Annotated in this window: 20 protein-coding genes and 2 tRNA genes; 12 read left to right on the top strand and 10 right to left on the bottom strand. The window is 66.9% G+C overall.

Going from position 1 to position 25,898, the window contains the following annotated elements; translation table 11 throughout:
• Positions 1-109: 109 nt before the first annotated feature.
• Positions 110-1,018, top strand: coding sequence for a 2-hydroxyacid dehydrogenase (locus KBX63_RS16515; RefSeq protein ID WP_247662530.1), 909 nt, complete (start codon positions 110-112; stop codon positions 1,016-1,018).
• Here KBX63_RS16515 and KBX63_RS16510 read toward each other — a convergent pair.
• Together KBX63_RS16510 and KBX63_RS16505 are read right to left on the bottom strand one after the other, a co-directional pair.
• Positions 1,005-2,252: a low temperature requirement protein A gene (locus KBX63_RS16510; protein WP_210912130.1), complete on the bottom strand. Its 1,248-nt coding sequence runs from the start codon at positions 2,250-2,252 to the stop codon at positions 1,005-1,007. The genes KBX63_RS16515 and KBX63_RS16510 overlap by 14 nt on opposite strands.
• Positions 2,253-2,361: 109 nt before the next feature.
• A complete protein-coding gene (locus KBX63_RS16505) occupies positions 2,362-2,517 on the bottom strand; it encodes a hypothetical protein (RefSeq protein WP_210912129.1) in 156 nt (51 codons plus the stop codon).
• A gap of 138 nt (positions 2,518-2,655) precedes the next feature.
• Between KBX63_RS16505 and KBX63_RS16500 the strand changes: the two genes are divergently transcribed.
• The gene (locus tag KBX63_RS16500) at positions 2,656-3,198 is read left to right on the top strand and encodes a YbhB/YbcL family Raf kinase inhibitor-like protein (RefSeq protein WP_210912128.1); all 543 of its coding nucleotides are present in this window, start codon (positions 2,656-2,658) and stop codon (positions 3,196-3,198) included.
• Between the two features lie 61 nt (positions 3,199-3,259).
• Here KBX63_RS16500 and KBX63_RS16495 read toward each other — a convergent pair whose 3' ends face one another.
• Entirely contained in the window at positions 3,260-3,970 is a 711-nt protein-coding gene (locus tag KBX63_RS16495; RefSeq protein WP_210912127.1) for a class I SAM-dependent methyltransferase, read from the bottom strand.
• 211 nt (positions 3,971-4,181) lie between these two features.
• Between KBX63_RS16495 and KBX63_RS16490 the strand changes: the two genes are divergently transcribed.
• Complete coding sequence (locus KBX63_RS16490; RefSeq protein WP_210912126.1) at positions 4,182-6,011, top strand: hypothetical protein; 1,830 nt, start codon at positions 4,182-4,184, stop codon at positions 6,009-6,011.
• A 7-nt stretch (positions 6,012-6,018) separates the two neighbouring features.
• Here KBX63_RS16490 and KBX63_RS16485 read toward each other — a convergent pair whose 3' ends face one another.
• Positions 6,019-6,801: an IucA/IucC family C-terminal-domain containing protein gene (locus KBX63_RS16485; RefSeq protein WP_210912272.1), complete on the bottom strand. Its 783-nt coding sequence runs from the start codon at positions 6,799-6,801 to the stop codon at positions 6,019-6,021.
• 330 nt (positions 6,802-7,131) lie between these two features.
• Here KBX63_RS16485 and KBX63_RS16480 point away from each other — a divergent pair, with 330 nt between their 5' ends.
• Positions 7,132-8,661: a peptide deformylase gene (locus tag KBX63_RS16480; protein ID WP_210912125.1), complete on the top strand. Its 1,530-nt coding sequence runs from the start codon at positions 7,132-7,134 to the stop codon at positions 8,659-8,661.
• A 68-nt stretch (positions 8,662-8,729) separates the two neighbouring features.
• Here KBX63_RS16480 and KBX63_RS16475 read toward each other — a convergent pair whose 3' ends face one another.
• Positions 8,730-9,845, bottom strand: coding sequence for a globin domain-containing protein (locus KBX63_RS16475; RefSeq protein ID WP_210912124.1), 1,116 nt, complete (start codon positions 9,843-9,845; stop codon positions 8,730-8,732).
• Between the two features lie 146 nt (positions 9,846-9,991).
• Between KBX63_RS16475 and KBX63_RS16470 the strand changes: the two genes are divergently transcribed.
• Positions 9,992-10,762 carry a CPBP family intramembrane glutamic endopeptidase gene (locus KBX63_RS16470; RefSeq protein ID WP_210912123.1) on the top strand — a complete coding sequence of 257 codons (771 nt, stop codon included), beginning with the start codon at positions 9,992-9,994 and terminating at the stop codon, positions 10,760-10,762.
• Here KBX63_RS16470 and KBX63_RS35235 read toward each other — a convergent pair.
• Positions 10,749-12,191, bottom strand: a complete 1,443-nt coding sequence (locus KBX63_RS35235; protein ID WP_247662514.1) for a hypothetical protein — start codon at positions 12,189-12,191, stop codon at positions 10,749-10,751. The genes KBX63_RS16470 and KBX63_RS35235 overlap by 14 nt on opposite strands.
• Before the next feature lie 252 nt (positions 12,192-12,443).
• Here KBX63_RS35235 and KBX63_RS16460 point away from each other — a divergent pair.
• Both KBX63_RS16460 and KBX63_RS16455 read left to right on the top strand, forming a co-directional pair.
• Positions 12,444-12,534, top strand: a tRNA-Ser gene (locus KBX63_RS16460).
• 35 nt (positions 12,535-12,569) lie between these two features.
• A tRNA-Arg gene (locus KBX63_RS16455) sits at positions 12,570-12,642 on the top strand.
• 1,053 nt (positions 12,643-13,695) lie between these two features.
• On the opposite strand, the gene KBX63_RS16450 is transcribed toward KBX63_RS16455, so the two are convergent.
• The 3 genes from KBX63_RS16450 to KBX63_RS16440 all read right to left on the bottom strand — a co-directional run bounded on the left by KBX63_RS16450 (position 13,696) and on the right by KBX63_RS16440 (position 16,121).
• Positions 13,696-14,646 (bottom strand): hypothetical protein, encoded by a 951-nt coding sequence (locus KBX63_RS16450; protein WP_210912122.1) that lies wholly within the window; start codon positions 14,644-14,646, stop codon positions 13,696-13,698.
• Positions 14,647-14,898: 252 nt separating this feature from the next.
• Positions 14,899-15,462 carry a hypothetical protein gene (locus tag KBX63_RS16445; RefSeq protein WP_210912121.1) on the bottom strand — a complete coding sequence of 188 codons (564 nt, stop codon included), beginning with the start codon at positions 15,460-15,462 and terminating at the stop codon, positions 14,899-14,901.
• A gap of 416 nt (positions 15,463-15,878) precedes the next feature.
• Entirely contained in the window at positions 15,879-16,121 is a 243-nt protein-coding gene (locus tag KBX63_RS16440; RefSeq protein ID WP_210912120.1) for a hypothetical protein, read from the bottom strand.
• Positions 16,122-16,513: 392 nt separating this feature from the next.
• Between KBX63_RS16440 and KBX63_RS16435 the strand changes: the two genes are divergently transcribed.
• Entirely contained in the window at positions 16,514-17,257 is a 744-nt protein-coding gene (locus KBX63_RS16435; protein WP_210912119.1) for a HEPN domain-containing protein, read from the top strand.
• A 1,637-nt stretch (positions 17,258-18,894) separates the two neighbouring features.
• On the opposite strand, the gene KBX63_RS16430 is transcribed toward KBX63_RS16435, so the two are convergent.
• Entirely contained in the window at positions 18,895-19,233 is a 339-nt protein-coding gene (locus KBX63_RS16430) for a hypothetical protein (protein ID WP_210912118.1), read from the bottom strand.
• A 413-nt stretch (positions 19,234-19,646) separates the two neighbouring features.
• Here KBX63_RS16430 and KBX63_RS16425 point away from each other — a divergent pair, with 413 nt between their 5' ends.
• From KBX63_RS16425 to KBX63_RS16410, 4 genes are all read left to right on the top strand, one after another.
• The gene (locus KBX63_RS16425) at positions 19,647-20,345 is read left to right on the top strand and encodes a hypothetical protein (protein WP_210912117.1); all 699 of its coding nucleotides are present in this window, start codon (positions 19,647-19,649) and stop codon (positions 20,343-20,345) included.
• A 416-nt stretch (positions 20,346-20,761) separates the two neighbouring features.
• Positions 20,762-22,027 carry a hypothetical protein gene (locus tag KBX63_RS16420; RefSeq protein WP_210912116.1) on the top strand — a complete coding sequence of 422 codons (1,266 nt, stop codon included), beginning with the start codon at positions 20,762-20,764 and terminating at the stop codon, positions 22,025-22,027.
• 162 nt (positions 22,028-22,189) lie between these two features.
• Positions 22,190-25,090, top strand: coding sequence for a class I SAM-dependent DNA methyltransferase (locus KBX63_RS16415; protein ID WP_210912115.1), 2,901 nt, complete (start codon positions 22,190-22,192; stop codon positions 25,088-25,090).
• 73 nt (positions 25,091-25,163) lie between these two features.
• Positions 25,164-25,745: a hypothetical protein gene (locus tag KBX63_RS16410; protein ID WP_210912114.1), complete on the top strand. Its 582-nt coding sequence runs from the start codon at positions 25,164-25,166 to the stop codon at positions 25,743-25,745.
• The last annotated feature ends 153 nt before the right edge of the window (positions 25,746-25,898 follow it).

Raw genomic sequence — 25,898 nt, 5'->3', positions numbered from 1 at the left:
AATCCCACACCCTCCGCCCCTCGGAACAGATTGAACGCCCCCTGACCAGTGCAAACGCTGGTCGGGGGGTCTGGATGGCGAGCAGTCCCGCTCGGGGCGATCCAGCATGATGGTGGCCGTGCGCTACTTGATCTCTCACCCCGACGCGTTGGCCGAGCTTGGCGATCTGGACGTCGCGCTGTACGACGGCACTCGACCCGTGCCCGAGAATCTGGACGATGTCGAGTTCTACGCGGTTCCGTACGGGGTCATCGATCCGCGGTTCTGCGAGCCGATCGCCCGGATGCCCCGGCTCAAGGTGGTGCAGACCGCGACCGCCGGTTACGACCATGTCCTGCCGTACCTGCGGCCCGGCCTGACTCTGGCCAACGGCCGGGGCGTGCACGACGCGGCCACCGCCGAGCTGGCCGTTGCGCTCACCCTTGCGGCCCGGCGCCGGCTGCCGGAGTTCGTCCGGGCCGGGGGCGAGGGCCGCTGGGTCTCGGGTTGGTCGACCGGGCTGGCTGACGCCCGGGTGCTGATCGTCGGGTACGGCTCGATCGGCGCCGCGATCGAGCGCCGGCTCGCTGGGTTCGAGGTGGAGATCAACCGGGTGGCTCGAAGCCCCCGCCCCGGCGTACGGCCGGTTTCCGAACTTCCGGAGATGTTGCCACGAGCGGATGTCGTCATCCTGGCCACGCCGTTGACGCCGGAGACCGAGGGCCTGGTGAACAAGAATTTCCTCGCCAGGATGGCCGACGGCGCCCTGCTGGTGAACGTGTCGCGGGGACGGGTGGTGGACACCGAGGCGCTGCTCGCCGAGCTCAGCACGGGCCGGCTGCACGCTGCCCTGGACGTCACCGAACCCGAGCCGCTGCCCGCCGACCACTCGCTGTGGTCCGCACCGAACGTCCTGATCAGCCCGCACGTCGGCGGCCTGACTGCCGCGCTGGCGCCCCGGGCCCGCCGGCTGCTGGTCGACCAGGTCCGGCGGTACGCGGCGGGCGAGCCGCTCGCGAACGTCGTCATCCGGCCGTGACCTCCGGTTCCGACCGGGCACTGGACCCTCGCCCGCATCTGGCCACCGCCTCGTAGCTGACAAGAACGACGAGGAACGCGGTGAGCAGGCCGAGAGCGACCAGGCCGGGCAGGAACCGGCCGGCGGGAAGTAGCAGCAGCACCACAGCGGGAGCGAGGAATTGTCCCGGTGCCACGGACCGGACGCTGAGGCTCAGGAAGGTCGCCCGCCCCGCGAGGTACAGGGCGGTCCCGCCGAACAGTGCGACGGCCGGCGTCCAGCCCAGGCGCCCCTCGACGGTGTCGTGCGACTGATGGTGTGCCAGGTGGGCGAGCACCTGCTCGACCCCCAGTGCCAGGTAGATGGTGCCGGCGATCAGCGGAAAGTGGGCAACGGTGTAGGCGTTGGCGGCGACCTGACCCCGTCCCAGGCCGGATTTCCTCGTCAACGCCTTCCCTGCGGCCACCGCGTTCCGGGAGTAGAGCCAGTACAGGCAGACCGTGACGGTGAGCGTGAGGAGCGCGGCCACCAGGACCGGTCCATGGGTCATTCCCGCCCCGACCCCGGCGCCCACCGAGATCAGGGACTCACCGAGGGCGATGATCACCACGAGGCTGTGCCGCTCCGCGAAGTGGCCCGGGCTGCGGACGGGCCATCCGCTCAGCATGGAGGCGACCACCCCGCCGCCCATGTCGATTACGAGCGCTGCCGTCCAGAGCAGGATCTGCGCGGTGCCGCCGAAGACGGCACCAAGGACCAGTGGGACCCAGGACAGTGGGGTGGTGAGGGCGTACACGCGAATGGTCCGGAGCAGCCGTGGACTGCCCACCGCTGCCCAGTGGTAGAGGACCAGATGGATCACTCGCACCACGATGTAGGCCAGTACCAGGATCAGCCGGGGTCCCAACGCTCCCGGTCCGGATTCCCAGACGTCGGGGATGACGAGAGCGGCGAGGAAGACGGCTGCCATCCCGACGGTGACGCCGGCACGGATCGGCCCGACATCGATTCGGGCCTGGTTTCCCAGCCAGGAGTACACCAGCCAGGAGTTCCACAGCAGCAGGAGTACGAGGAAACCCTGCACCATGGTCACCGGCGCGGGCCGTGCGCTCATGAACTCGGTGACCCGGATGAAACCGAAGACGAACACCAGATCGAAGAAGATCTCGAAAAGGGTCGTTCGGTGCGTCTCCTTGGTCACCACCGGCCGCGACCGGAAGATCCGCCCCATCACCTCATCTTCATCGTTCGCCACGCCGGGCTCGCGGCATTCAGATAACCCGAGCGGTCGGCCGGAGTCCGGTGGCTGGCGTTTTGTTGCGGAGAGACACGGCCAGCGGTTGGTCCCGTACCCCTCGCCGCCGTCACTCCGGTGGGTCCGCGGCCCGCCGGCTCTCCCGGATCGTCTCGTCGGCCAGCCGCTCGATGGCGCGCCGGCGCTCCTCGGCGATGGCCCGCTCGTCCCGGCGGCGCAGCGCGGTGAAGACGGCTGCTGCGAAGTCCCGCCAGATCCCGGCCACGAGGTCCCCCTGTGGAGCGTTGCCCCGGACTCAACGGTAGCGCCGTTGACCCGGCACTACCGCTTCTGGTCGTCGGAGAGGCCGCGAAGGGGTAAGAAGGGGCAGGAATCTCCGCGAACACCGGAAGGACGCGTCCCGATGACCTTGGAACGACCGATCGCCCCGGACCCGTACGAGCTGCTGCCGACGGTGCCCTCGTTCACCCTGACCAGTGACGATGTGCAGAACGGCGAGCCGATGGATGCCCGGCACGCGCACGGCAGCACCGGCGGTGACAACGTCTCCCCGCAGTTGGCCTGGTCGGACTTCCCCGCCGAGACGAAGAGCTTCACCGTGACCTGCTACGACCCCGACGCGCCGACCGGCAGCGGCTTCTGGCACTGGGTGCTGGTGAACGTGCCGGTCGACGTCACCCAGCTGCCCAGTGGCGCGGGTGGCGCGGCGGGCGCGGACCTCGGTGGAGCGTTCTCGGTCCGCAACGACTACGGCGAGCAGGGCTACGGTGGCGCGGCTCCGCCTCCCGGTGACCGCCCACACCGGTACGTCTTCGCGGTGCACGCGCTGGACGTCGACCGCCTCGACCTGACCCCTGACGCCAGCCCCGCCTACGTCGGCTTCAACCTCACGTTCCACACCCTCGCCCGAGCGGTGATCCGCCCGACCTGCCAGATCAAGGAATGATCCCTGCCCCGCGATCTTGCACTTGCTTCAGGAAGGTAAGTGCAAGATCGCGGGGGTGGGGTCAGGACGGGACGCGGGCCACGGCGAAGACGGACTGGCCGAACGGGGGGCGGATGCGCTGTTCGGCGGCCTTGGTGGCGGGGAGGACCACCGTGTCGTACACCTTCACCATCGGGCCCTCCTTCGGCATCAGCCGGAAGACCTTGGTGGCCATGAAGTAGCCGAGCAGGCCCAGCGCGTTGGCGTAGTGGATCTTCTCCACGGTCAGGCCGGCGTCGGTCATCGCCGCTCCGAGCGTCCTCTTCGTGTAGCGGCGGACGTGCCCGGTGGCGATGTCGGCCGGGCTCATGGCGAACTGGAATGCCGGCACGATGATGATCACGGCACCGCCGGGGCGGACCAGGTCGCGCATGCTGCGCAGCGCGCCCACGTGGTCCTCGATGTGCTCCAGCACGTTGTACGAGACCGCGGCGCTGTAGTCGCCCCGATCGTTGTGCGGCAGCAGCATCTGCCGGACATCGATGTTCGGCTGGTCGGCGAGGCGCTCCTTGAGCTGCACCAGCCGGTCCGGATCGGCCTCGGTGGCGGTGAACCGGGGGAGCCGCCGCGACCATTCCAGCGCGTAGTCACCGAGACCGCTGCCGATCTCGATCGGGTCGTCACCGAGGTGCGGCACCGCCAGTTCGACGAACCAGCGACGGTGGTTGACAGCGGTCGCCAGGCCTTCCAGCACCTCGGACTGGACGCGCTGATCCCCAGTGATTTCTGCCATGCGTCGATTCCTCACGATATGAACTCGACCCGTGCCTGGACCGACAGAGTGAATCATCCGCTCGGATGGCAGAAGAATCGGGGCAGCGGGGTGGCCGAATTGCGGTCGGGGGTGGGCACGTGATCGGCGGTCGGCGAACCCGGCACATAGTACGGCAGTACCCCGAAACATGTCACGGCAGTGCCATACGCTGACTACCCTATGAATTGTCATGACTACTCCTGAATCGGACGCGCCCGGAGACGGCCCGGCCGCCGCGTCGGCGGTGGAGGGAGCCGGCGATCGCGTCCGCGCGCCCCGCAACGGCAAGTGGGCCGACCTGGCCGCCGTGCTGAGCTTCGTGGTGCTCGGCTTCTGGGTCACCGGGCGGCTCTGGCTGGAGCCGGGCAGCGCTGTGCGGGACAACCGCTCCGATCAGTCGCAGTTCGAATGGATGATGGCGCACGGTGCGCGGGTCGTCACGCATTTCGCCTATCCGTTCCATTCGGACCGGATGAACGTGCCGGACGGCGTCAATCTCATGGCGAATACGTCCGTATTATCCATTTCGCTGCCAATGACACCGGTCACCGTGCTCCTCGGGCCGCGCGCGGCATTCCTGCTCTTTCTCACCGCTGGAATGATTGCCACCGCCACTGCCTGGTACTTCTTGCTCTCCCGGGTCCTGCTCGGAGCCCGCGGACCGGCGTGGCTGGGCGCTGGCTTCTGCGCGTTCGCGCCGGCGATGGTGTCGCACGCCAACGCGCATCCGAACATCGTGTCGCAGTTCGTCGTCCCACTGATCATCTGGCGCACGCTGCGGCTGGGCGAGCCGGGCCGCTGGCTGCGCAACGGCGTGCTCCTCGCGTTGGTGATCGTCTGGCAGGCCTTCCTCAACCTGGAGATCCTGCTGATGACCGCGATCGGGCTCGGCGTGATCGTCGGAGCGCTCGCCCTCGGCCGCCGGGACCTGCGGTCGCGGGCGCGGCCCTTCCTCGCCGGTCTGGCCATCGCCGCCGGGGTCGCCGGGCTGCTGCTGGCGTACCCGCTCTACGTCCAGTTCTTCGGGCCAGGGGCCTACTCCGGGCTCTCCCGCCTGATCCGCGGCTATTCCAGCGACCTCGCCTCGTTCGTCGCGTACTCCCGGGAATCGCTCGCCGGCAGCCCACGCACGGCGGCGAACCTGGCCAAGAACCCGACCGAGGAGAACAGCTTCTTCGGCTGGCCGCTGCTGGTACTGGTGATCGCCCTGGTCTGGTGGCTGCGCCGCTCGGTCGTCGTGCTCGGGCTGGCCGCCCTCGGGCTGCTCTTCGCGGTGCTCTCACTGGGCCGGGTGATCCGGTTCGCCGGCCGGGACACCGGCGTGCCGGGGCCCTGGGCGGTGCTGGAGAACCTGCCGATCCTGCACTCGGTGGTGCCGACCCGATGGGCGTTGGCGATCACCCCCATCATCGGGCTGCTGCTCGCCTACGGCGCCGAGCGGGCGCGCGAGCTGGCCCGCTCGCAGCCGGCCGCCCGCCGGCAGATCCGCTTCGTCACGGCCACCGTGCTCACGATGGCCCTGCTGCCGATCCTGCCCACCCCGCTGCCCGTGGCCCGCCTCGACCCGGTCCCCGCCTTCGTGACCAGCGGGGCCTGGCGGCCGTACGTGGCCGGCGGGCGCAGCGTGGTGACCCTGCCGCTGCCGGACACCAACTACGCCGAGCCGCTGCGCTGGTCCGCGGCGACCCGACTGGACATGCCGCTGGCCCGCGGCTACTTCCTCGGCCCGGACACCCGCCGGAACGCCGAAAAGCCGCGGATCGCGCTGTTCACCGCACCGCCCCGCCCCACCAGCAGCTTCTTCGGCACCATCCGGCGCACCGGAGCCGTGCCGCCGATCACCCCGCAGAGCCGGGTGAAGGCAGTCGACGACCTGCGCTACTGGCGGGCCGGCGTGGTCATCCTCGGGCCGCACGAGCACGAGGCGGCACTTCGGCGGGGGATGACCGAGCTGACCGGGATCGAGCCGATCTTCACCGGCGGAGTGTGGGTCTGGGACGTGCGGCGGTTGACCGACTGAGCCCGGCTCAGGCCTGGCGGACGCAGCAGCCCTGGCAGACCTTCGGGCTGGGCAGGGTGAAGGCGAGGCAACAGGTGCGCCGCTGCACGCTCGGCTCACCGGTCGGCCCCGGCACCAACTCGACCAGGTCCGTCAGGTCGAGTGCGCCGAGCAGGGTGTCGATCGTCTGCACCGTCGAGCCGGGCAGCCCGTCAGCGGCCCGCAGGATGCCGTGCGAGATGCCGGAGGCGACCGAGCCGAGCAGCGTCCGCGTGCCGACCCGGACCTCCGTCTGGATCGCCGCGATGAGCGGGGCCAGGTGGGCGTCGAGGAGCGAGGCGCGCAGCGCGGCCAGCAGCTCCGCCTCGCCGGCGACGACCCGCACCCCCGGGTGACCGGCCAGCGCCAGCGGGTCGCTCGGCAGCACCGCCACGGTGGTGCTGCGGCGCAGACCCAGGGTGAGCAACGGCCGGTGGTCCTCAAAGTGGATCAGCACGTCGGACGGGTCGAGCAGCGGCACCCGCCGGGCCGAGGCCCAGCCGAGCACGACCGGCAGTGCCGTCCAGTAGCTGTACGACTTCCAGGCCAGCGCGGCGCAGGCGTGCGGGGTGCCGCCCCAGCGCAGTGTGGCGGCGCGGAGCAGATCCGGCAGCCGGCTGCCGTCGATCAGGGTGGTCGCGGGCGCCCAGCCGAACTCGTCGTCGACCAGCAGGCCCGGCGCGAGCCCCGGAAGATCGTCGGTGCCGAACATGGCACGCAGCGCCGCGGTGACGGGGGCGAGCGGCGTGGCGGTCACGTCCCGCCTCGGCATCACCGCTGTCACCGTGTCATCCCCCGTCCGCGTGACCGAGGAGCTGACCTCGGCGGACGACCCTGCCGTCCTGAGCTAAGGCTAGCCTAACCACACGCGCAGGTCTAAGGGAAGCCTCACCTGAGCCGTATCGGGAGGTCAGGGTCACTCCACTCCCAGCGGGAGCAGCGCTCCACGCCCCGGCGTACTACCCGGCCACGGCCCCGGAAAACACCGGCCCGCGATCGACGATCATCGGTGACTTGTCAAGCGGTGTGTCGGCAAGGTGCCAGATGCGTGTGCGTTTCGGCACGGAACGTGAAACTGATACTCCCGGCCACGAGGAAGCCGATGACGACCTCACCCCTCGAACGGGCTGCCGACTCCTTCGCGGCCGAGCTCGCCCGGCAACGGACCGGGCGGGGGCTGTCCAAGAAGCAACTGGCCGTCCTGATGGGCTTCGACCCGTCCTACGTCAGCCACGTCGAGGGGCGCCGGCACCGCCCGACCGAGGACTTCGCCCGCCGCGCCGAGGCCGTCCTGGAGGCCAGTGGCGCGATCTGGCAGCGCTTCCGGGAGTACGACGAGCTACGGCACGCCCGCTCCGGTCAACAGCACCGCGAGTCGCACCTGCCCGGCCAGTGGCTGCCACCCGGCACCGGCCTCGTCGTGGAGCGGGAGCTGGGCACCCTCACCCACACCGACGACGGCTACCGGTGCGTCATCCACCGCGAGCTCTACAACGCCGGCACCGAGCCGATCAACCGCTACCTGGTCCGGGTCGCCGTCGACCGCTACCCGAACGACCCCGGTCGCTCCAACCGGCACCACCGCGAACACCCGCTCACCTTCGCCGAGCTGCAACTACAGGCCCGCCGGGACGACGGCGGCGGTGACTCGGAGCCGATGCACTGGCGGGCCAAACACGACCGGGACGCGTTCAAGGAGATCTGGCTGCTCTTCGAGAACGGCGAGCGGCGCTTCCCGCTCTACCCCGGCGACCGGGCCACCATCGAGTACGCGTACTCCGTCGGGCAGGAGAAGTGGGGTCCCTGGTTCCAACGAGCCGTGCGGCTGCCCACCCGACAGCTCGCCGTCCGCCTGGACCTGCCGGCGGCGCTCGACCCGCAGGTCTGGGGCGTGGAGACCTCGCTCTCGGCGGAGGAGGGCCCGCTGCGGACGGCGCCGCAGCGCCGCGATGAGGGCGGCCGGGCGATCTTCGACTGGCAGACCGACGACCCACCGCTGAACGCCCGCTACCGGATGCAGTGGCGTTTCCGGGCCCGCCCCGACACCGACCCGGACATCGGCCCCGGCGGGGCCCGGGTCCGGCCCAGCGACCGGATGCGTGGGCTCGGCATCGTCCAGCGCGGCGCTGACCTGCTGCGTCAGCCCAGCCGCCCGTTCGACCTGCCCGCTGAGGAGCAGGTGGCCCGGGAGGTGGTCGACCGGCTCAACACGGCCCTGGCCCGGCTCGACGAACTGCATCCGTTCAGCAAGGGGGTCGGCATCGCCGCCCCGCAGCTCGGCATCGGCCGGGCGGCGGCCGTGGTGCGGCCACCCGACCGGTCGGCGGAGCCGGTCCTGCTGCTCAACCCCCGGGTGGTCGACGCCGACCCGGACACCGACGAGCAGTACGAGGGCTGCCTCTCCTTCTTCGACCACCGAGGCCTGGTGCCCCGACCGCTGCGCCTGGACGTGGAGCACGCCCAGTGGGACGGCAGCCGGATCATCACCTCGTTCGAGTTCGGCATGGCCCGGCTGGTCGCGCACGAGATCGACCACCTGGAGGGCCGGCTCTACGTGGACCGGATGGCGCCCGGCGTGCCGCTGGTGCCGGTGGAGGAGTACCGGGAGACCGGGCACCCCTGGCGCTACTGAACAGGGCGGGACCGGGGCGCGTGCCCCAGGGGGCAGGGGCACGCGCCCCGGTGTGGGGGGAGGAACGCCTAGAGGTCACCGAAGGTGTCGTAGCGGATGTGCGGCGGCGGCACCTCGTCCGCGGCCAGCACCCGCAGCGTGGACCGGACCATCCGGGCCGACCCGGAGACGTAGCAGTCGTGCGTGGTCCACGGGCCGTACCGCGCCACCACGTCCGGGATGTCGCCCAGTTCACCGTCGAAGTCCGGGTCCTCGCTGCACGCCGCGGTGACCGACAGCCACGGATGTACGGCGACCAACTCCTGCAACCCGGCCAGGCCGTACAGATCCGCCGCCTGCCGGGCGCCGTAGAAGACGTGCACCCACCGGGTCCGGTTGTAGCTGGCCAACTCCTCCACCAGCGCCTTGATCGGCGCCAGCCCCACCCCGCCGGCCACGCAGAGGATGTCCCGCTCAGAGGACCGGTCCAGGGTCATCGACCCCATCGGCGCCGCCAGCCGGAGCAGGTCACCCGGCCGCACCCGGCGGACCAGCGCACCGGACACCCAGCCGGCCCCGGGCGACCGCACGTGGAACTCCAGCACATTGTCGTCGTTCGGGGCGTTCGCCACCGAGTACGTCCGCCACACCCGGGGATGGTGGCGAGGCACCTCCAGGCTGACGTACTGGCCGGCCCGCCAGGGCAGCGGATGCTGCAACGCCCGGCAGGTCAGCACGGCGGTGTCCGGGCCGTACCGCTCGTGGGTCAGCACCTCCGCGTGCCAGTACGGCGGGTTGTCGTCGTTCGCCGCCCCGGCGATCATCTTCGCCGAGCTGGCCGCGTACGCGTCCCGCCACGCCTGGTCGTACTCCAGGTTCCAGCCGTCGCCGGCGGTGCTGCGCAGCGCGTCCAGCAGCGCGACGCCCATCGTCGCGTAGTGCTGCTCGTCGACGTGGTACTTGCGGTGGTCGCGGCCCAGCGCCCGGAGGAACTCGTCGAAGCTCTCCGGGTCGTCGACCGTGTGGATCGCCGTGATGATCGCTTCCAGCAGGCGGTCGCCCTGGCCGGTCATCTGCACCGGGAAGAGCTGCCGCAGGGCGGGGTCGAGCAGGAAGAGCCGGGCGTAGAAGTGGCTGCTCAGCCGGTCCCGGTCCTCCTCGACCAGGGTCCAGCTCTCTTTCAGCAACCGCGCGACGTTGTCCACGGGGGCGCTCCTTCTCCAGACGACAGCGGATCGGGCGCTCATAGAATCTCCACGGAGCGTGCTCACCGATCGCACAGAATGTGCGATCGGTTCATGCCGGCCGGTCGGCCGTGCCACCGGCGCCGCCCGTCGGGCAGAGTGGTGCGGTGACCGTTGAGCTGACCCGCCCGGTGTCCCGCCGGCTGCTGGGGACCGAGACGCTGCTGGTCCTCGGCCTCTCCCTCGGCCAGTCCGCGGTGTACGCGGTGGTCTCGATCGTCGCGAAGCTGACCGCCGACGGTCCGCTCTCCAAGCAGACCGCCTCGCTGAACACCTCCGCGTCAGCGAGACCCTGGCTGGACCTGACGTACCAACTGCTCGGCATCGTCTTCGCGCTGCTGCCGGTGCTGCTCGCCGTACACCTGCTCAGCCGCGACCCGGGCGACCCGGCGCGGACCCTCGGCCTGGACACCCGGCGACCCGGTCAGGACCTGGCGCGCGGCGCAGGCCTGGCCGCGCTGATCGGCCTGCCCGGCCTGGCCCTGTTCTGGGTGGCGGCCCAGCTCGGCATCAACGCCACGCTGGTGCCGGCCTCGCTGCCGCCGGTCTGGTGGGCGGTGCCGGTGCTGATCCTCGCCGCCGTGCAGAACGCCGTGTTGGAGGAGGTGATCGTGGTCGGCTACCTGGTCACCCGGCTGCGTCAGCTCCAGTGGCGGCTCGGCGCGATCATCGCCGCCAGCGCGCTGCTGCGCGGCTCGTACCACCTGTACCAGGGCTTCGGCGCGTTCGTCGGCAACGCGGTGATGGGCGTCGTGTTCAGCTACTTCTACCTGCGTACCCGGCGGGTGATGCCGCTGGTCATCGCGCACACCCTGCTCGACGTGGTCGCCTTCGTCGGCTACGCGCTGCTTCCCCGGGACTGGTTCAGCTGGCTCTGACCGGCCGTCGCGCCGCCCCGTCGGCCGACGACGGCCGGTAGGCGGCCACCGCCCGCGCCGCGAGCCGGTCGGCCGCCGCCGAGTCGCCCAGTGCCGCGGCGAGCACCGCCGCGCCCGGCAGCAGCCGGGACACCAGCCGCAGCGCCAGCCACCCGCCGGCCTGCGCCGTGAGCGGCGCGGCCAGCCGCCACGCGGCCTCCGCCGCCCGCGGCCACGTCCCCTCGACCGGGTCGTCCGCCGTCCCGGCGGCCGCCAACGCGGCGCGTGCGCTCTCCGGATCCGGGTGCACCTGGGTGAGCACCAGCAGCTCGACCGCCCGGTCGGGATGCGCGGGATCCCGGCCGTACGCCGCCGCCAGGTGCAGCACCAGGTTCGAATGGGTCCAGAGCACCGAGGCCAGCTCGGCCAGCGGCGCGAAGAGCCCGGCCAGCGCGGCGGCCGCTCCGCCCGCGCCCGCCGAGCGGACGAACCGCCGGGTGGCCAGCCGGGCCAGGCCGTCCGCCGGGGCGCCCGGGTACCGGGCCCGCATCCGCTCGGCCCAGTCGGCCGCGCCGGGGCCGAGCGCCCGCACCGCGGCGAGAGCCAGCAACTCCGGCGCGAAGCCCGGGTGGTCGCGCAGCTCCGCGGTGATTGCCCGCAACTCCGATTCCGGGGTACGCACCGAAGCCGGCGCAGAGTGGCGCTCGGCGGGCCCTGCCTCCTCGACTGATACCGCGTCCCGACCTTGTGTGGGCTGGACGTCCGGGGTGGGGTGGTCGGCCACGACCGCGGGCACCGGCTGCCCGGCCGGGGCCTGCTCCGCTGACTGTTGCGGTGCGGGGACGGCCTGCTTCGGAGCCGCGCTCTTCCGCGCGCTTGCCGCCCGCTTGGCCGGGGTCGCGGTGCGCTTGGCCGGGGTGGCCGCCGCAGCGGTCGAGCGCGCGGCGCGCTTGGTCGGCGCGGCGGCTGGAGTGGCCGCGGCCACGTCGGCTGCTGGCGATGTCGCGGGCGTCACCTCCCCGGCCGAGGTGCCGGCTGCCTTCCGGGGGGCGACCTTGCGGGCCGGGGTGGCGCGGCTGGACCGGGCCTTCGGCGTCCGAGGCGGCGGACCGGCCGGTTGCTGCGGGCTGCCCTCGGGTGCTCGCTCATCCGCCTGAGTCGTCGAGCTGCCGCCCGGGTCGGTCGGCGCGGCACCGGCTGGCTGGTCGGCCTCCCCGGAACTGTCCGCTGGGCTCGCCTGGCCTACGCCCGCCGCCGGGCCGGCCTCCCTGGCGCCCGCCGTGCCGCCGCTCGCGCCGGTGGGCGCGGGGACCGGTTGGCCGGGCAGGGGGCGGTCCGGTTCCGGTGGCTGGAAGAGCACCGCCGGGGCGGGCCTGGCTCGTCGAGGGCGCTGGGTGCCGGGCGTGGCCGGCGCCGCTGCCGGGTCGGGCGCCGGTGCCGCCCTCTCCACGGACTGCTCGGCGGCCGTCGGCGGAGTGAAGGTTGGCCGTGGAGGGCGCCGGCGCGTGCGGTCAGCAGGCTCTCGGCGGGTCGGCTCGGCGGGCGGCTGCTCCTGCATATCGATGGAGCGTAGTCCCGATCACGCCGGCGCACAGCGTGGGAACACGGGGTCGGCGGCCTCGGTGGGCGTACGTCGGAAGTCGCTTTGCTCCCGGTGGGTGGCGACCTGTATCCTCGGGCGCGGTGGTCTACGGGCCACCAGGGAGACTTCGCCTAGTCTGGTCTATGGCGCCGCACTGCTAATGCGGTTGGGGTCTTAAAGCCCCTCCCGGGTTCGAATCCCGGAGTCTCCGCGCGAAAGCTGGGTGTGTACACTGGCTGAGCACCTGCGCCCGTAGCTCAATGGATAGAGCATCTGACTACGGATCAGAAGGTTAGGGGTTCGAGTCCCTTCGGGCGCACAAGATCAAAAGGCGCCTGACCTGCTAAACCAGAGGTCAGGCGCCTTTGCCGTTCGTCACCGGTGAACGCATTGGTGCTCCAATGGTGCTCGTACGACGAGCGTGTCCTACGTCCGAGCCTGTCCGTCCCCGTCCGCTTGGATTAGGCTTGGTCGATCTTCATGCCGCAATGCTCTGCGTGTAGGCGGGGGCGAGCTGTCCACCGCGCTCGTGCAGGGCGCCGTTACATTCACGGCGGGCAGCAACGAGACGTGGAGTTGACGCCGCGCGATGCAAGGCGAGCTTGCCCGCTCAGCTGCGACGGACTGTAAATCCGTCGCGAAAGCTTCAGAGGTTCGAATTCTCTACCCGTCACCAGGTGCGAAGACGGCCCCTGACCAGCAGAAATGCGGGTCGGGGGCCGATCTTCTATGGTCCCGCTGCGTCCAGCCGTTACCCGCCGTCGCTCACAGTCCGGGGGCGTATCGGGGGGCGGATCGGGACGCCTGGTTCATGGGCCGAGAAATCGGACAACAGAGCCGCTGCGCCGGTGCGGCACGCTGTCGGTCGCGGGTCCGACCGGTCTGCCGGCCCGGACGTCTCGCTTACAAGGCGCTTTCGACGAGAGTCGTAGCGTCCGCTCACGTCTGCGGGGTTCGAGCCCGAGGCGACATCCGTCCGCTCTGGTCCGGCCTCGGCCGCCACCGTTGATGTCAACGATTGATGTCAAGTTGCCTCTGCTGCCGGCGCTCGGCTGGCTGAGGGCCGGTTCGTGCATTTTCGCTGGAAGTAAGAGTCCCGGCTTTCTGACGTCCCACCCTGCCCACGGCAGGGCTTCTGGCCTGCCGAAACGCCTTCCGTCGGTTTCCGGCATCTTCCGCCGTTACTCGCGCTCGGTTGTGCCGGATCTGTGCCATGTGATCATGGGGACAGTCAGCGTCCCACCCGCCGTCCCGACACACCGATAGACGCCGCCAGGCTCTGTAGTTGCAAGCCGGGCCTGGGCCACAAGTCCTGTCCGAAGGAGGACCCTGGCCGGGGTGAGCACAGTCGATCGCCGACCCCGGCCGCCCATCACAACGCCGCGTTGATCTGGTCGAGACCCTGCTGTGCGAGCTCGCGGACCTCTTCCCGCGCCGCATCAAGCGCGAGGGGCATGAGGAAACCCTTGAGGGCAGCGAGCACGCGGCGGACTCGCCGTGGTTCTGGGTTCGGCTGCTGCATTTCGGCCAGCGCCTCGTTCGCAGCCGCCTCGATATCCTGCTGGTCGTCGGGATCTAGGTCGAAGGCCGGAAGCTGCTTGAGGATCGTGGCGATCGCTTCGGCAAGCGGCTCGAACCCGGGCGCAACCGCCTGGTTGGTCTGGCTCTGCGTCACGTCGCGGTTGCCCCATGCCCACTGCCCACCGTGAGTGTTCCCTTGGATCACCGGTCCGTGATAGTTCGTCGGCCCATAGCCGCGCTGGTCCCGCAGGTATTGCGACACGTTGCTCTCCCAGTCGGTGACGCAGTCGATGCCCTGGCTCGTGATCTCGGCTCGGACCGGGCCGCGGAGCTGGTCGACACTGACGCCTTCGATTAGCCGCTTGTCGGAGAGGTACTCAGCCGCGTCCTGGATCTCGACGTCGGAGAAGCGGGTGCCTTCCCAGAGCGCCTCGTCGTCCTGGCCGAAGTCGCCGGTGATCGGCATGTGAACCTGAGCGATGCGCTGCCGGTAGAACCATCGCAGAAGGCGAGTCCGGCACGCCCCCGCGCGCAGCGCGGGGTCGGCGCGCCGACGACGACGCTCCAGGACGTCGGCGATCCCGTACGACGTGAGCAGAGCGCACGGGTTACCCATCCCCGATGCTTTGTCGTTCAGGAGCCCCTGGTCCCGGCAGAACCGAAGCAGCGTGTACGCACCGTCCCGATTCAGGCCCACACTTTCGGCGAACTCCATGATTGGGATGTTTTCGGTGACGCTTCCATGCGCCTTCTCGTAAACCCAATCCACGAGTTGATCACGAAATGCGACAGCGTCGGTCATGGCTGATCTTCCTAACGCTCGGCGACAGGCCGTCGGAGACGGTACGGGGGACCACCGACAAGTCATCGGTTCATGTTCGGGGCCGACCCACATCGATGCTCGCGCTGCCTCCCCTGCTGCCTCACCTACAGCTTCGTGCCGCAGGTCAGTCCTCTGCCCAAGACGGGTGGTGAGGCGCAAGGGACAAGCCGACGCTCAATTGCGGGGCAGGGGCGGCACAAGCCGTTGGATCACCGATGACCCGGTGTCGGACTATCCGATCACACCAAGTGACCAGTACGTGGGCGACGGGGTCCAGACTTCGACATTGATGACGAGGCGCACCTCCGCAGGGTCTCCCGGCATCAGCCACCGGGCCGTATCGACATCGACTCTAGTTACCAGGCGGTCGTCGCCCAGCAAGCAGTGAAGTGGGCTCTCATCCTCGCTCGGATGCCAGTCCGCCGGGATCTCCTGAGGGTGTTGGGGGCGCTGAAGTGCGTCGAACAAAGTCTTAAGCCGGTTGTCGATGTCACCACCGTGGGTCATGAGGCCACCAGGGGAATCACGCCGCAGCATGAGAATGTGCAGCCTGGCCCGTAGGTGGTAGACGTCGTTGACGAGGGCAGCGAACGTGTGGCTGCCTACCGTGCTGACCATTCGCCCGGCCCCGCCGCCCGTTGCTTCCGTGTCGATCGCCTCTGATCGTGTGGCCAGGGGTGGCAGCTGCCAGAGGGCTTTGAGTTGCGGATGCAAGGAGCGCCGGATGTCGTGCTTGACGGCAGCGGAGCTCCTGGAGCCACGGAGGATGCCGTCATACGTCAGGGTGAAGAACATGGGGCTCCCGCCGCTGAGGGGTGAGATGTCTCGAACTCTATGTGTTGCAAGGTGGCCGTCCACTTGCTCCTTTTCCTGTTCGGGCCGCTAGGCGCAGCCCTGACGCGTCGATTACAAGCTCTGTACGTCGCGTCCGCACGGGTTCCGGCAAACGGCTGCAGGCTCGGAGCTTCGTCCGTGCCGGCGCTCGTGGGCGTGCCGCCGTCCGGCGGCCTTGCTGTCAGCGTTGCTGTCGACACCGCATCCGCCGGCTATCGAGCCGACCCCAGGCACGCTTTCCAAGTCTGCTCGGCCCCGTACGCGCTTGATCGGGCCGGTTCGCCACCTAGGCCAACTCGACCGGCCGTTCGTCTACAGTCGCCGCCGTACGCTAACGAACGAGACGACAAGTGAGACGAAGGCAGGACGGCGCCCGATCATCCCGATCTAAAGGTCGCCCGGGGCGCCCAGACGTAAACCCACGGCGGGCCGGTGCCGGCCACGGGCTCTAGCTCGTAGACGCCGGCCATGTCGGCATCGAGTAACTCGCCACCGAACTCCACCCAAAGCCAGTTCTGGTCGATCATGTTGGGCGGGACGCCGTCCTCGTCGACGGGCACCAGCAAGGACCGGCCGTCGACCGGACCTCCAACACACGGCACGTCGACCTTCTCCCACATGCCCCGATCATCAGACGGCCGTCCTGATGACCAGGCAATTTCGCCCGTTCCCGCCTGGTGCTCGCCCTGCCAGCACCTACCGATGCCGTGCGGGTGTGGCTGACACAGCCGACCGGGAGCTGTGCAGCTGGCGCCTCGAGACGCGGGACGCTGCGTGGTCAACTCAAGTGAAACTTCTGGACGGAGGTCTCACACATGGGGGCGGGATCTAGACACGAACTGTCTTGATCGGGTTGGCTACTGCTGTGGCTGAACTGGTGGTTTGGCGGGCGAAACTGTGGCGGGACGACGTCCGCCTCCTGCTGTTGCTCGACGCTGCGGCAGAACCCTCGACGACGGAGCCTGCCAGCAGGTGCCGTCGGCATCCTGCCTTCGCTGGCGGTTGATGGCCGATGACCAGTGATGTGACGAGTGAGACTCGCCGTGAGTTTGAGGTCAAGTTTCTCAGCGCTGCGGAGTCCAGTTTCGAACTCGAAGCCAGCCCTCAGATTGATCGACTACTGAAGATCCATGAGGAGATCGGAGGATCGGGTCGCGGCCGTCGTCACAACCTGGAAGTGTTAAACAAGTCTGCGATTGTGCTGACCTGCGCCTTCTGGGAGGCTTTCGTTGAGGACCTCGCCGCAGAGGTCCTGGAACATTTTGCAAGAGAGGCAAGTTCTGCCGAGTTGCTCCCGCTTGAACTTCGAAAGAGTGTCGCGAAGGAACTAGCATCTGCGAAGCACGAGCTGTCCTCGTGGGAGTTGGCCGGCGATGGGTGGCGGGCGATCCTTCGGGCCCGCGCCGCAAAAATCAAGGACGGCGAGGATCGGACGCTAAGCACGCCGAACTCTAGGAATGTAGAGACCTTCTTCTGCAACCAGGCTGGCATTTCTAGCCTTACAAGTTGTTGGTACTGGCCTAAGGCAACGGTTCTGAAGAACAGAGAGCGCCTCGATGAATTTGTTAAGCTGCGGAACGCCATCGCTCACCGAGGTGGGCCAACGGACGCGACAGTACTGAAGAAGGACGCGAGAGATGGGCTGAACTTGGTCAACCGCCTGGCAAAACTCTCAATCAGCTACGTGAACAAGAAGGTAGCGGATCTGGTCGGGGTAGACCTCGTGCCGCCTCCCATGAAGTTCCCGCTGATTTAGCTGGCTGACTCTCTGCTGACTGCGCCCACGATAGCCGTGGCCTCGTAACGGCACGAGAGCGACGCTTGTCCCAGCGACACACGGTAGTTCGCTGACTTTCTGCTGTCTCCTGTGCGGCGGTTAGAGTTCTCTATCCGTGTCGTCGTCGCCATCTCTGTCGTAGTAGATCCATGGCAATGAGGCGTGGACGACGGAGATCCGAGTGCCTAGTGGCGCCTTACGACTGAACCACGCGAGTTGGTTCTCCGGTACGAGGACGAGTAGTCCGTTCAGGCGCAGCCATTGAGAGTTGTTGTCGGGCCGGGGGCCGGCTATGCCATAGAGGCGGCCGTTTACGTACACCGGATGACCATTGGCCCAACGCGGTCCTCGATCGCCTACCTCAACATCGCCGGTTGCATGGGCTAGGTGCCGGGATAGATGATCCAAGAATTCTGGCGGGGGCTCTGTATACGGCACGTCCATGTTGTCTTTCTGCGGTCCGACCACGCGCTGTTTCGCCTGCCCCTTCGATTGGTAGCTAGCGCCGTCCGAGGCTACGGAGGTTGAAGCGGCTCGTATGTACGCCGGCGACGTCCATATCTTCTGCCATCGACGGGAGGAATCAGGAAGGGAGAGGCTACGCAATGGGGTGTGAGCCACGACCCGTCTAGCGAGCGTCCAGCCGACGAAATTCTGCAAGCTCTGGCCGGGCACTGTCTCCCAAGTCTCGGTGAAACGCAGGAGTCCAGCACGCACCATCCATGGCGTGGTCCGACTGGCCGGAGGGTCGACCGCGATCGAGGGAACCACGCCGAGCCAGGGGCGGTCTTCGACGGTGACCCAGCAAACCTGAACGTGATCGGCGACCAGGCGCTCAGTGCGTGCTGCGATGTGCTCGATAGTGATCGGTGATAGTTGGGCCTCCCATGCCAAGCGCGTAGAACCGTCCGGCGATGTCGCCAGGACATCCGCACGCCACCGCCGGTGTGCTCCTGCCACCTCCAATTCCGCCTGCCACCCTGCGGCCCGCACCGCCGTCGCCAGTTCCAGTTTGAGTAGGCGATGTTCCAAGGTTTCCCAGGCCAACGTGCAAGTAGGCCCGGCTGGGTCATGGGCGAAGAACCTAAATCCTCCGGTAGAAACCTTGGCGTGCATGGTGTGAGCACACTCCGGGCAGGCCAGCGGGACTCGCGGCCGGACCCGGTGGACTTCAGCCCAATCCCAAGCACAGCCGAGCTCGCTGTGGGTCGCATCCAGCAGGCCTCGGTCTGGATGCACGGCAATCAATCCCATCGCGCGCCGCGGGGACTCCAGTGACAGACGGGGTACTGGGACACCGGCGGCCTCCCCTCTGGAGACGAGAATGCCGGCCCTAAGGGCGGTCCCGGCACACAAGTGTGCTTGCCCCTGGCACACAAGGGTGCTGCCCCTGCCCGACGTCTCGTTTACAAGGCGTCTTGGGCAAGAGTCGCAGAGTCCGCTGACGTCCGTTGGCTCCGGCCCGTACGCGAGATCAGTACGAGGCAGTCCGCCCTAGGCCGCGACCGTTGATGTCAGGTGTTGATGTCAAGCGGCCGCCGCAGGTCCGCTGCTCGCGGCCGGCCGGAGAGACCCGCCGCCGGCTGCGACGATGGCGGATCGAGGTGTAGCTGCGATCATGCCACCAGCAGCATCCTGGCGCGCTCCGTGAGCAATGGGAACAGCCGCTGTCGCCAAGCGTCGAGATCGACCCTCCCACCGGACATGCCGCCGTGGGCGTATTGCTCCCGGTACACCGACGACGCCGGTTCGGTGACTAGGTCAAGACCCACGAGCTCACCGAACGCTGAGTGCAGAAGGGCGACCACCTCGTCGAGCGATGTCGGAATGTCCTTACCAGATAGGTGCTCCCGAAGGGCTGCCCATACGTAGGGGTCACCACGCAGGCCCCAGGTTGCCGGCTCGGGGTAGAAAAGGTCGGCCATCTTCACAACCGCTGCATCGTCGTGCGCCACGGTGACAGTCTCGTGCAGCTGCCGTCTTGTGCGAAACTGGGGAACGGGCCAGCCGCGGACACCGGCCGCAATGAGGCAGGGGCGCCACTGATGGCAGTACGACGACCCCCGTCGGGGGGATGCGGTCCCAGGCCGTCGGTTCGTGCCAGCGGGTGAGGTACTGCGTCAACGAGCAGGCAGTGGCCCTCGTCCGTTGATGTTCCGGGCTGACCCGCATCAAGGTTCGCGCTGCCTTCTTGCTGCCTCGCCACCTGACGTCTCGCTTACAGGCTCTGTCTGTCTCGTCCCGCGTCGTCCCTGCACCTCGGCCAACTCGTTCGATTGACCGTGGTCGCGCCTCGACGCGTCCTCGCCCGGACCCGTGTCGTACAACCGACATCGCTGTAGGCGGTGGAGCCCGGCAAGATGCCCTGGTGAAGATGCCTGCTTTGAGAATCTGGCACCTACTCGTCGGCTGTATCACTCTGAGCAGCGCCGGTCTCGTCCTCAGCATGTTTGCCGTCATCGGCCACCGAGCCATCAACTGGGGATCATTTCCAGACTGGCTCGGTGGTATAGGCACGACAACGGCTGCAATCCTGTTCGCAGTGGGCTGGCAGCGGGAGGCCTGGCTTCGCCGGCAGGATCACGAGCGGCAGGCTGTCATGGCTATCCGGCAGCTGTTGCTGGACGTTGAGCATCTGTACGACGTCGAGCGAGACAAGGATGGTTCCCTCACGTCCGACGGTCGCAATCAGGAGTTTCGTCTCCTTCGGGAGATCCAGGCGCACACGGCGGCCGCGCCAACGCCGCTACGTGAGCGGCTGTACCAGCTCACGAGGTTCTACAGCAGCGGCGCCATCAACAACTTCGAAGGCGACCGCGACTGGCTCATCGCCCGCAACTGCAATCGGTACGGTCTTGCTCTTGTCGCGGCCTACGTGCAAGGTAGCCCCTCTCCCGCACCGCCCGTCTTCGTCGCCGCCTATGAGGCGGCCCTGGCTGAACAAGAGGCAATCTACGAGCAGATCGACCGCGAGGAGCGTGAGAAGCGGGAGCGGCGCAGGCGAAGCTCCGGCACCGATGCGGCGAAGGAACCTGGCGAAGAGGATCCGCCGGGCGATCAGACCTGACGTGCAGTTGCGCCCGTCCTGAGCCTGACGACTCGCTTACAAGCTCTGTGCACCGCGTCCGCACACATCCGGGAACGGCTGCAAGCTCGGAGCGTAGTCAGTGCCGGCTCTCCTCGGCGTGTCGCCGTCCATCGCAGTTGCTCTCAGCGTTGCTGTCGACAACCACTTCGCCGGCCACCGAGGCGACGCCGCTGGGGGATGCCGCTGGGGGATGCGACGGTGCGTCGGACGGTGCTAAAGCGGGTCGTCCGGGAGGTATCTCCACCGGTACGCTGCCAGCGCTCCACCTGCTCGGCGGGCAACGCAAGGGACGGATAGATCTGATGCTAGACCTAGAGACCCAGGTACACCGCGTGTGGAACCCGGATGTCCGCAGCCTGGTCGATGACGCCTGGAGGTGCTACAACGCTGGCGCTGTGCGAGCAAGCATCGCCTCCACCTGGACCGCCGTCTGCGCCGACCTCACCGAGAAGATCATCAGGCTGGCCGACGAGGGAGATGCTGAGGCTGCAGCCTTCCGTACGAAGGTAGAGAAGGCGCGAGCTGACGGACTTGCCCCGGCAGGTGTGAACTCCATGCAAGAGGTGGAGCGCGATGTTCTCGATCAGGCGGTCAAGCTCGAACTGATCGACACCATCACGAAGCGAGAGTTAGACCGGCTACGTCAGGACCGGCACCTTTGCGTGCACCCGTCCCTGCGCCGGCTAGGGGAGGTGTACGAGCCTCGATCAGAGGTCGCGCGCGCCCACCTGGCCATCGCACTGGACTCGCTACTCACTCAGCCACCGACTCAGGGTCGCAAGGTGGTCGACGAATTCGCGGTACATGTTTGCGACCCCCTGTTCTCGGCCAGCAAGGGCCACATCCTTGCAACGTTCTTCGATCGGGTGCGACCTGCTGCGCGCCGCCGAATCGTCGACCTCGCTGGGAAGCATGCCCTGCTTGAGCTACCAGGCCTTCCTACGGTCAGCAATGTGGTTCTTGCCGGCCGCATGGCGGATTGCCTTCAGGCGTTCGCTAGCCGAGACCGCCTTCTGGTCCGCGACTTGCTGAGCAAGTCAGTGGATCGCCTCCGTGTATCGGATGGGGAACTCCTTCTACGCACGGCAGCACGCCTCGGCGACTTCGACGTCTTCTGGGAACTCGTCGATGCCCCTCTGTCCGCGCGCCTTGATGACCTGGTGAAAGACATGAGCTCTGCGGCCACATGGGACGGCCTGACGCCAGACAAGGCCGAAGTACTCGCCTTGGCCCGTAGCGCAGAGGCACGTGAGCGCATCCCCAGCTTGCAGCGGGAGTTCGAGCGACTAAGCGTCATGGGCAAAGCAACGGTCATGGCGCGCCATATCAACCCCTACTTTGTCCCGTGGGTACCGAGCCTACTTCGCGAGGCCGGCTCTTTCCGCCAAGCTGAAGGTCTTACGCGCCTCGCTGTCGTGCCGTACGGACCCCTGATGACCGAGGATGACCTACGCGATGCTCTAAAGGAGTGGGCTTCGAACGGTGAGTGTCGAAGCGCGACAGGCATGGTCCAGTTGGCTGTAGACCTCTACCAGGCAACGGTGCAGCTACGACCGGCCGACAGGCCGCTGTGGGAGCGATTCCTCGGAGAGGTTCGGGACGGCGAGACCCCGGACTCGCACTACTGGTACTCCGGCCTTGAGGCCGCAATGGCGGCGTAACGCCGCTCGTCCGCCCCACTGCACCTTGGGGCAGGTTCGCTAGAAGATCTCCAGTGCTTCGCACGTGGCCCGCTCCAGCCCACCGAACCAGTCAACGTGCTTGGCTACAGTGGCCGGTTGGCCGTAGGGTGATGCCATGATCCGGCGTGCAGGAGTTACATCGTGCCGCTGAACGCCGGACTTCCGGACTCCCTGGTCACCGCCCTCGAGGAACTGGACTACCTGGGCCACGATGGTCTGCTCACTACGGGCACTGACCATGTGCAGGGCCCGCGAGACTACGTCTGGCGTGACCTGCATAACAAGGTCGGTCTTGATGCTGCCTTCTTTCACGATGGAGTACCCCTCGTAGGCTTCACGACCTACGAGCGAGGTCCAGGGCTATTCGCCCTACGTCGACGCCTGTGGAATTATGGTCGAATCCCACTCTTGATATCTGCGGGAGCGACTGACATCACCGCTTTTAACGCGGTCGACATTCCATCGCTCGAGCGCGACGACACCTCAGGTCTCGTCGGACATCAGCGACGAAGCGGAACTGCACGGAGACTTCTCGATGTCTTCGGCCGGCTCCAGATTCAGGCCGGGACCTTTGCGCAGCAACATGCTAGGTCGTTTGCGCGCGCCTCCCGAGTAAGCAAGGCGCTTCTATCGAACCTGCATTATTTGCGCATGACTATCGCGGGCGACGATCCGCGTCGCCGAATGGCAGTCGACCAGGTCATAGGCGGCTGTCTTGTCACAAGCTACCTGGCGCATCGGGGCATCCTCGACCAACGCCATTTCGCCGACCTGTCCGGGAGGATCAGCCTCCAAGAAGCCCTTAATGATGGCAGGCAGACAACGCGTGCCCTCTTCGAGGGTTTGGCTGAGCACTTCAACGGAGATGTCTTTGGACCTGTGCCCGAGGCGTTACAGACAGTCAGTCGCAGCGACCTCAGGATGGTTTCATCTTTTCTCAATGGGGACCACCTGCCTACGGGCCAGCAGTCCTTGTATCCGTATGACTTCTCCGTATTGCCGTCTGACCTCGTAAGTAGCATTTATGAGCAGCTCCTCGAAGACAACCGACGGACCCACGGCGCGTACTATACGCCAAAGTTCTTAGTGGACTTGGTCCTCGACGAGGTACTGCCTTGGGCCGGACCCAATCAGCCAAGGCTCATTGACTTGGCCTGCGGCAGCGGCGCCTTCATGACTGAGGCGTTCCGGAGACTTGCCTATCGCGAGCGGCGGGCACAAGGTAGCCAGCTGGCATATTCTGAGCTCACGCAACTGCTAAAGAACCACATATTCGGCGTCGAGCGAAACCCGGACGCTGCCCGTGTCGCAGCTTTCGGTCTATATCTGGCGCTCCTCGAGGAACTCGATCCTCCTACTGTCTGGGACGAAGTAGTACTACCTAAGCTACTTAACGATAACATCGTCGTCGCCGACGCTTTCGAGGAGCATCATCTATCGGGCGAGCGGTTCGACGCTGTCGTTAGCAACCCCCCTTGGCGCAGTAAGTTGACCGCCGGGGCGGCCAGATTCGTCAGACAGCGTCAACTCCCGATTGCCGATCAGCAGATGGCCCAGGCTTTTCTGTGGCTCGCAAAGGAATCTCTCGCGCCGTCCGGCAAACTGGGCCTAGTAATGCCGGCCAAGCCTCTGCTCCACAATCGCAGCGGGCGGGCCACAGACTTCCGGTATCAAGTGTTTTCGCAACTTAATGTGACCGCCGTTATAGATCTGTCCGCCGTCAGGCGTAGCGTCTTCGCAACCGCAATAGCTCCGTCCGCTGTCATAGTTGCCGAGGCAATGTCGGAACTCGAAGACGGATCAGTCGCTGACATCTCTCCAGAGATCCTTCACATAGCTGCTCATCCGCGGCCCATGAACACGACTTTGGACGCCCTGCAAATCATTCCTGAAGAGGTACGAACTCTCAGTCGGCGGCAAGCTCAAGTACGTTCAGACATTTGGAAAGTCCTGCTATGGGGAGGTTACCGAGACCTTCAGCTGATCGACTGGCTGAAGGCATCTTTTCCCTCCGTTCAGGAGTTGGTTACGAAGAACGGCTGGATTGCCGGCCAGGGCTATCAGCCCAACGGCGGCGACCGAAATGACGCCGCGCATCTCCTAGGCATGCCTGACCTCGATGCGAGCTTCGTGCTTCCTGTGCGAATTGCCGAGCGACCAGTCGAGACCTTCCAGAGACCGTACCTTCATCGGACTCGAGACGAACGCCTGTTCAGGGGTCCACATGTCTTGATCCGTACGACCTTCGTGAACGGCCGACTTGCAGCAGTCTTGGTAGACGAGGATGTCGTATTCCGGCATGGCGTTATGGGATTCGCCGGCCCTCTCGTCGACCGGCCGCTACTAGCCATGCTGGCCGCGACCACGGTTTCCTCTCTCGGCCACTACTTCCACTTCATGACTAGTGCTGCTTGGGGTGTAGAGAGAGATTTTGTCGAGCTAAACGAACACCTTAGTTTACCCCTCGCAACCCCAACCGCAGCCCAGTACGAAGAGCTAAGCGACATCTTCCGCAGGGCGGAAGGAGGCATGACCGACCAGCTGCTGCGCCGACTGGACGAGATTGTCTTCGCGGCCTATAAGCTGACGACGGCAGAGCGGGCGCGGGTTATGGAACGCCTTCAGTTCGGTCTAGGTAGATTCCGCCGCCCGACGGCCTACTTTGGTTCTGTGCATGAGCGAGAGCTAGACGCTTACCAGGATCAACTCTGCGGCGTCCTCTCAGGTTTCTTCAGCGACATGCGCGTGACAAGCCTCCATGAAGCGAGGAACTCATATCGGGCGGTTGCTGTAACAATCCGTCCAATGGGTGACGAGCGTGGGTCCCCGCAGTCGACGTACCCAATTGATATCGAAGGAATACTTCGGTCGAACCCGATCGATGACTCGCTTAGCACCGCTGTGGTCGCTCAGCCGGCTGGCTTTTTCGTCGACGACGATACTGTCTATATCGTCAAGACTTCCGACCGTGACCGTTGGTCGATCGATGCTGCGTTAGACGACGCTGACCGGATCATCACCGCGTTGGCATTTGGGAGCTGATGTGCTGGAGAGGCTCGGGGCAAAAGTGATGGGCGCGGCAGCTTCCAACCTTCGGCTCCGAGCAGCCGCCAACATGAAGAGCAGCCTGCGCGATTTGCTGGTCGAAGCACTGCGTCTCTGGGGCCAAGAAGCCTTTTTCCGCTACAGCGACTCCGAAGTAGCCTGTACTGTCAGGGTTTACCATTGGTCGGTCCACGTTATTCGCAACAATCCGCGATGGGCCATATACCGAATGCAGTATGACGGCCCGCAGCCTACGAGGGAAATGTGTGAGGGCGTTGAGGACCCGGCTCGGGCCTCTCGGCCCGACCTGAATATTTCGGTCGGGCAAGATGTTGTTGTTCATGTGGAGGCCAAGCGCCTTAAGGCAAGCGGCGGCTTACCGAGGAAGTACGTGACAGAAGGCATGCGTCGGTTCGTCGATGGACGGTACGAGACGACTTCTTGTGGGCTGGGTGGGATGCTTGGCTACATTCTCGAGGATGATCCCATCCAGGTCATTGACCTCGTAAATAAGACCATTGTCGCGGAACCCGACTTCGGCCCTACGGCTGTGCTTCGCTCGCGGGGCCGGCAGGCACCCGAAATTCTCGAGCACACCAGTGACCATGCGGGCTTTGAGTTGCACCATTTCACTCTAGATCTCCGCTCGTGACGTCGACTAAAACCGCCACGGCTACCCCATCCCGATGCTCCTATGGAGGTCAAGGGGTGAGGGCGGCGAAGTCGGCGCGTAGGGCCGTGTAGACGTCGCGGACGATGTAGCGCTTGAGGCAGCGCAGGATCTCCTGCTTGCTGAGGCCTTCTG

The organism is Micromonospora sp. U21 (assembly GCF_018070045.1).
Lineage (GTDB): Bacteria > Actinomycetota > Actinomycetes > Mycobacteriales > Micromonosporaceae > Micromonospora.
This window is presented reverse-complemented; position numbering and strand designations above follow the sequence as displayed.

Coding starts and splice junctions, on each gene's coding strand:
- KBX63_RS16435 (WP_210912119.1), top strand. CDS start 16,514: ATGACCAGTGATGTGACGAGTGAGACTCGCCGTGAGTTTGAGGTCAAG.
- KBX63_RS16485 (WP_210912272.1), bottom strand. CDS start 6,801: ATGCCGAGGCGGGACGTGACCGCCACGCCGCTCGCCCCCGTCACCGCG.
- KBX63_RS16445 (WP_210912121.1), bottom strand. CDS start 15,462: ATGTTCTTCACCCTGACGTATGACGGCATCCTCCGTGGCTCCAGGAGC.
- KBX63_RS16490 (WP_210912126.1), top strand. CDS start 4,182: ATGACTACTCCTGAATCGGACGCGCCCGGAGACGGCCCGGCCGCCGCG.
- KBX63_RS16450 (WP_210912122.1), bottom strand. CDS start 14,646: ATGACCGACGCTGTCGCATTTCGTGATCAACTCGTGGATTGGGTTTAC.
- KBX63_RS16480 (WP_210912125.1), top strand. CDS start 7,132: ATGACGACCTCACCCCTCGAACGGGCTGCCGACTCCTTCGCGGCCGAG.
- KBX63_RS16515 (WP_247662530.1), top strand. CDS start 110: ATGGTGGCCGTGCGCTACTTGATCTCTCACCCCGACGCGTTGGCCGAG.
- KBX63_RS16495 (WP_210912127.1), bottom strand. CDS start 3,970: ATGGCAGAAATCACTGGGGATCAGCGCGTCCAGTCCGAGGTGCTGGAA.
- KBX63_RS16500 (WP_210912128.1), top strand. CDS start 2,656: ATGACCTTGGAACGACCGATCGCCCCGGACCCGTACGAGCTGCTGCCG.
- KBX63_RS16440 (WP_210912120.1), bottom strand. CDS start 16,121: ATGTGGGAGAAGGTCGACGTGCCGTGTGTTGGAGGTCCGGTCGACGGC.
- KBX63_RS16410 (WP_210912114.1), top strand. CDS start 25,164: ATGAAGAGCAGCCTGCGCGATTTGCTGGTCGAAGCACTGCGTCTCTGG.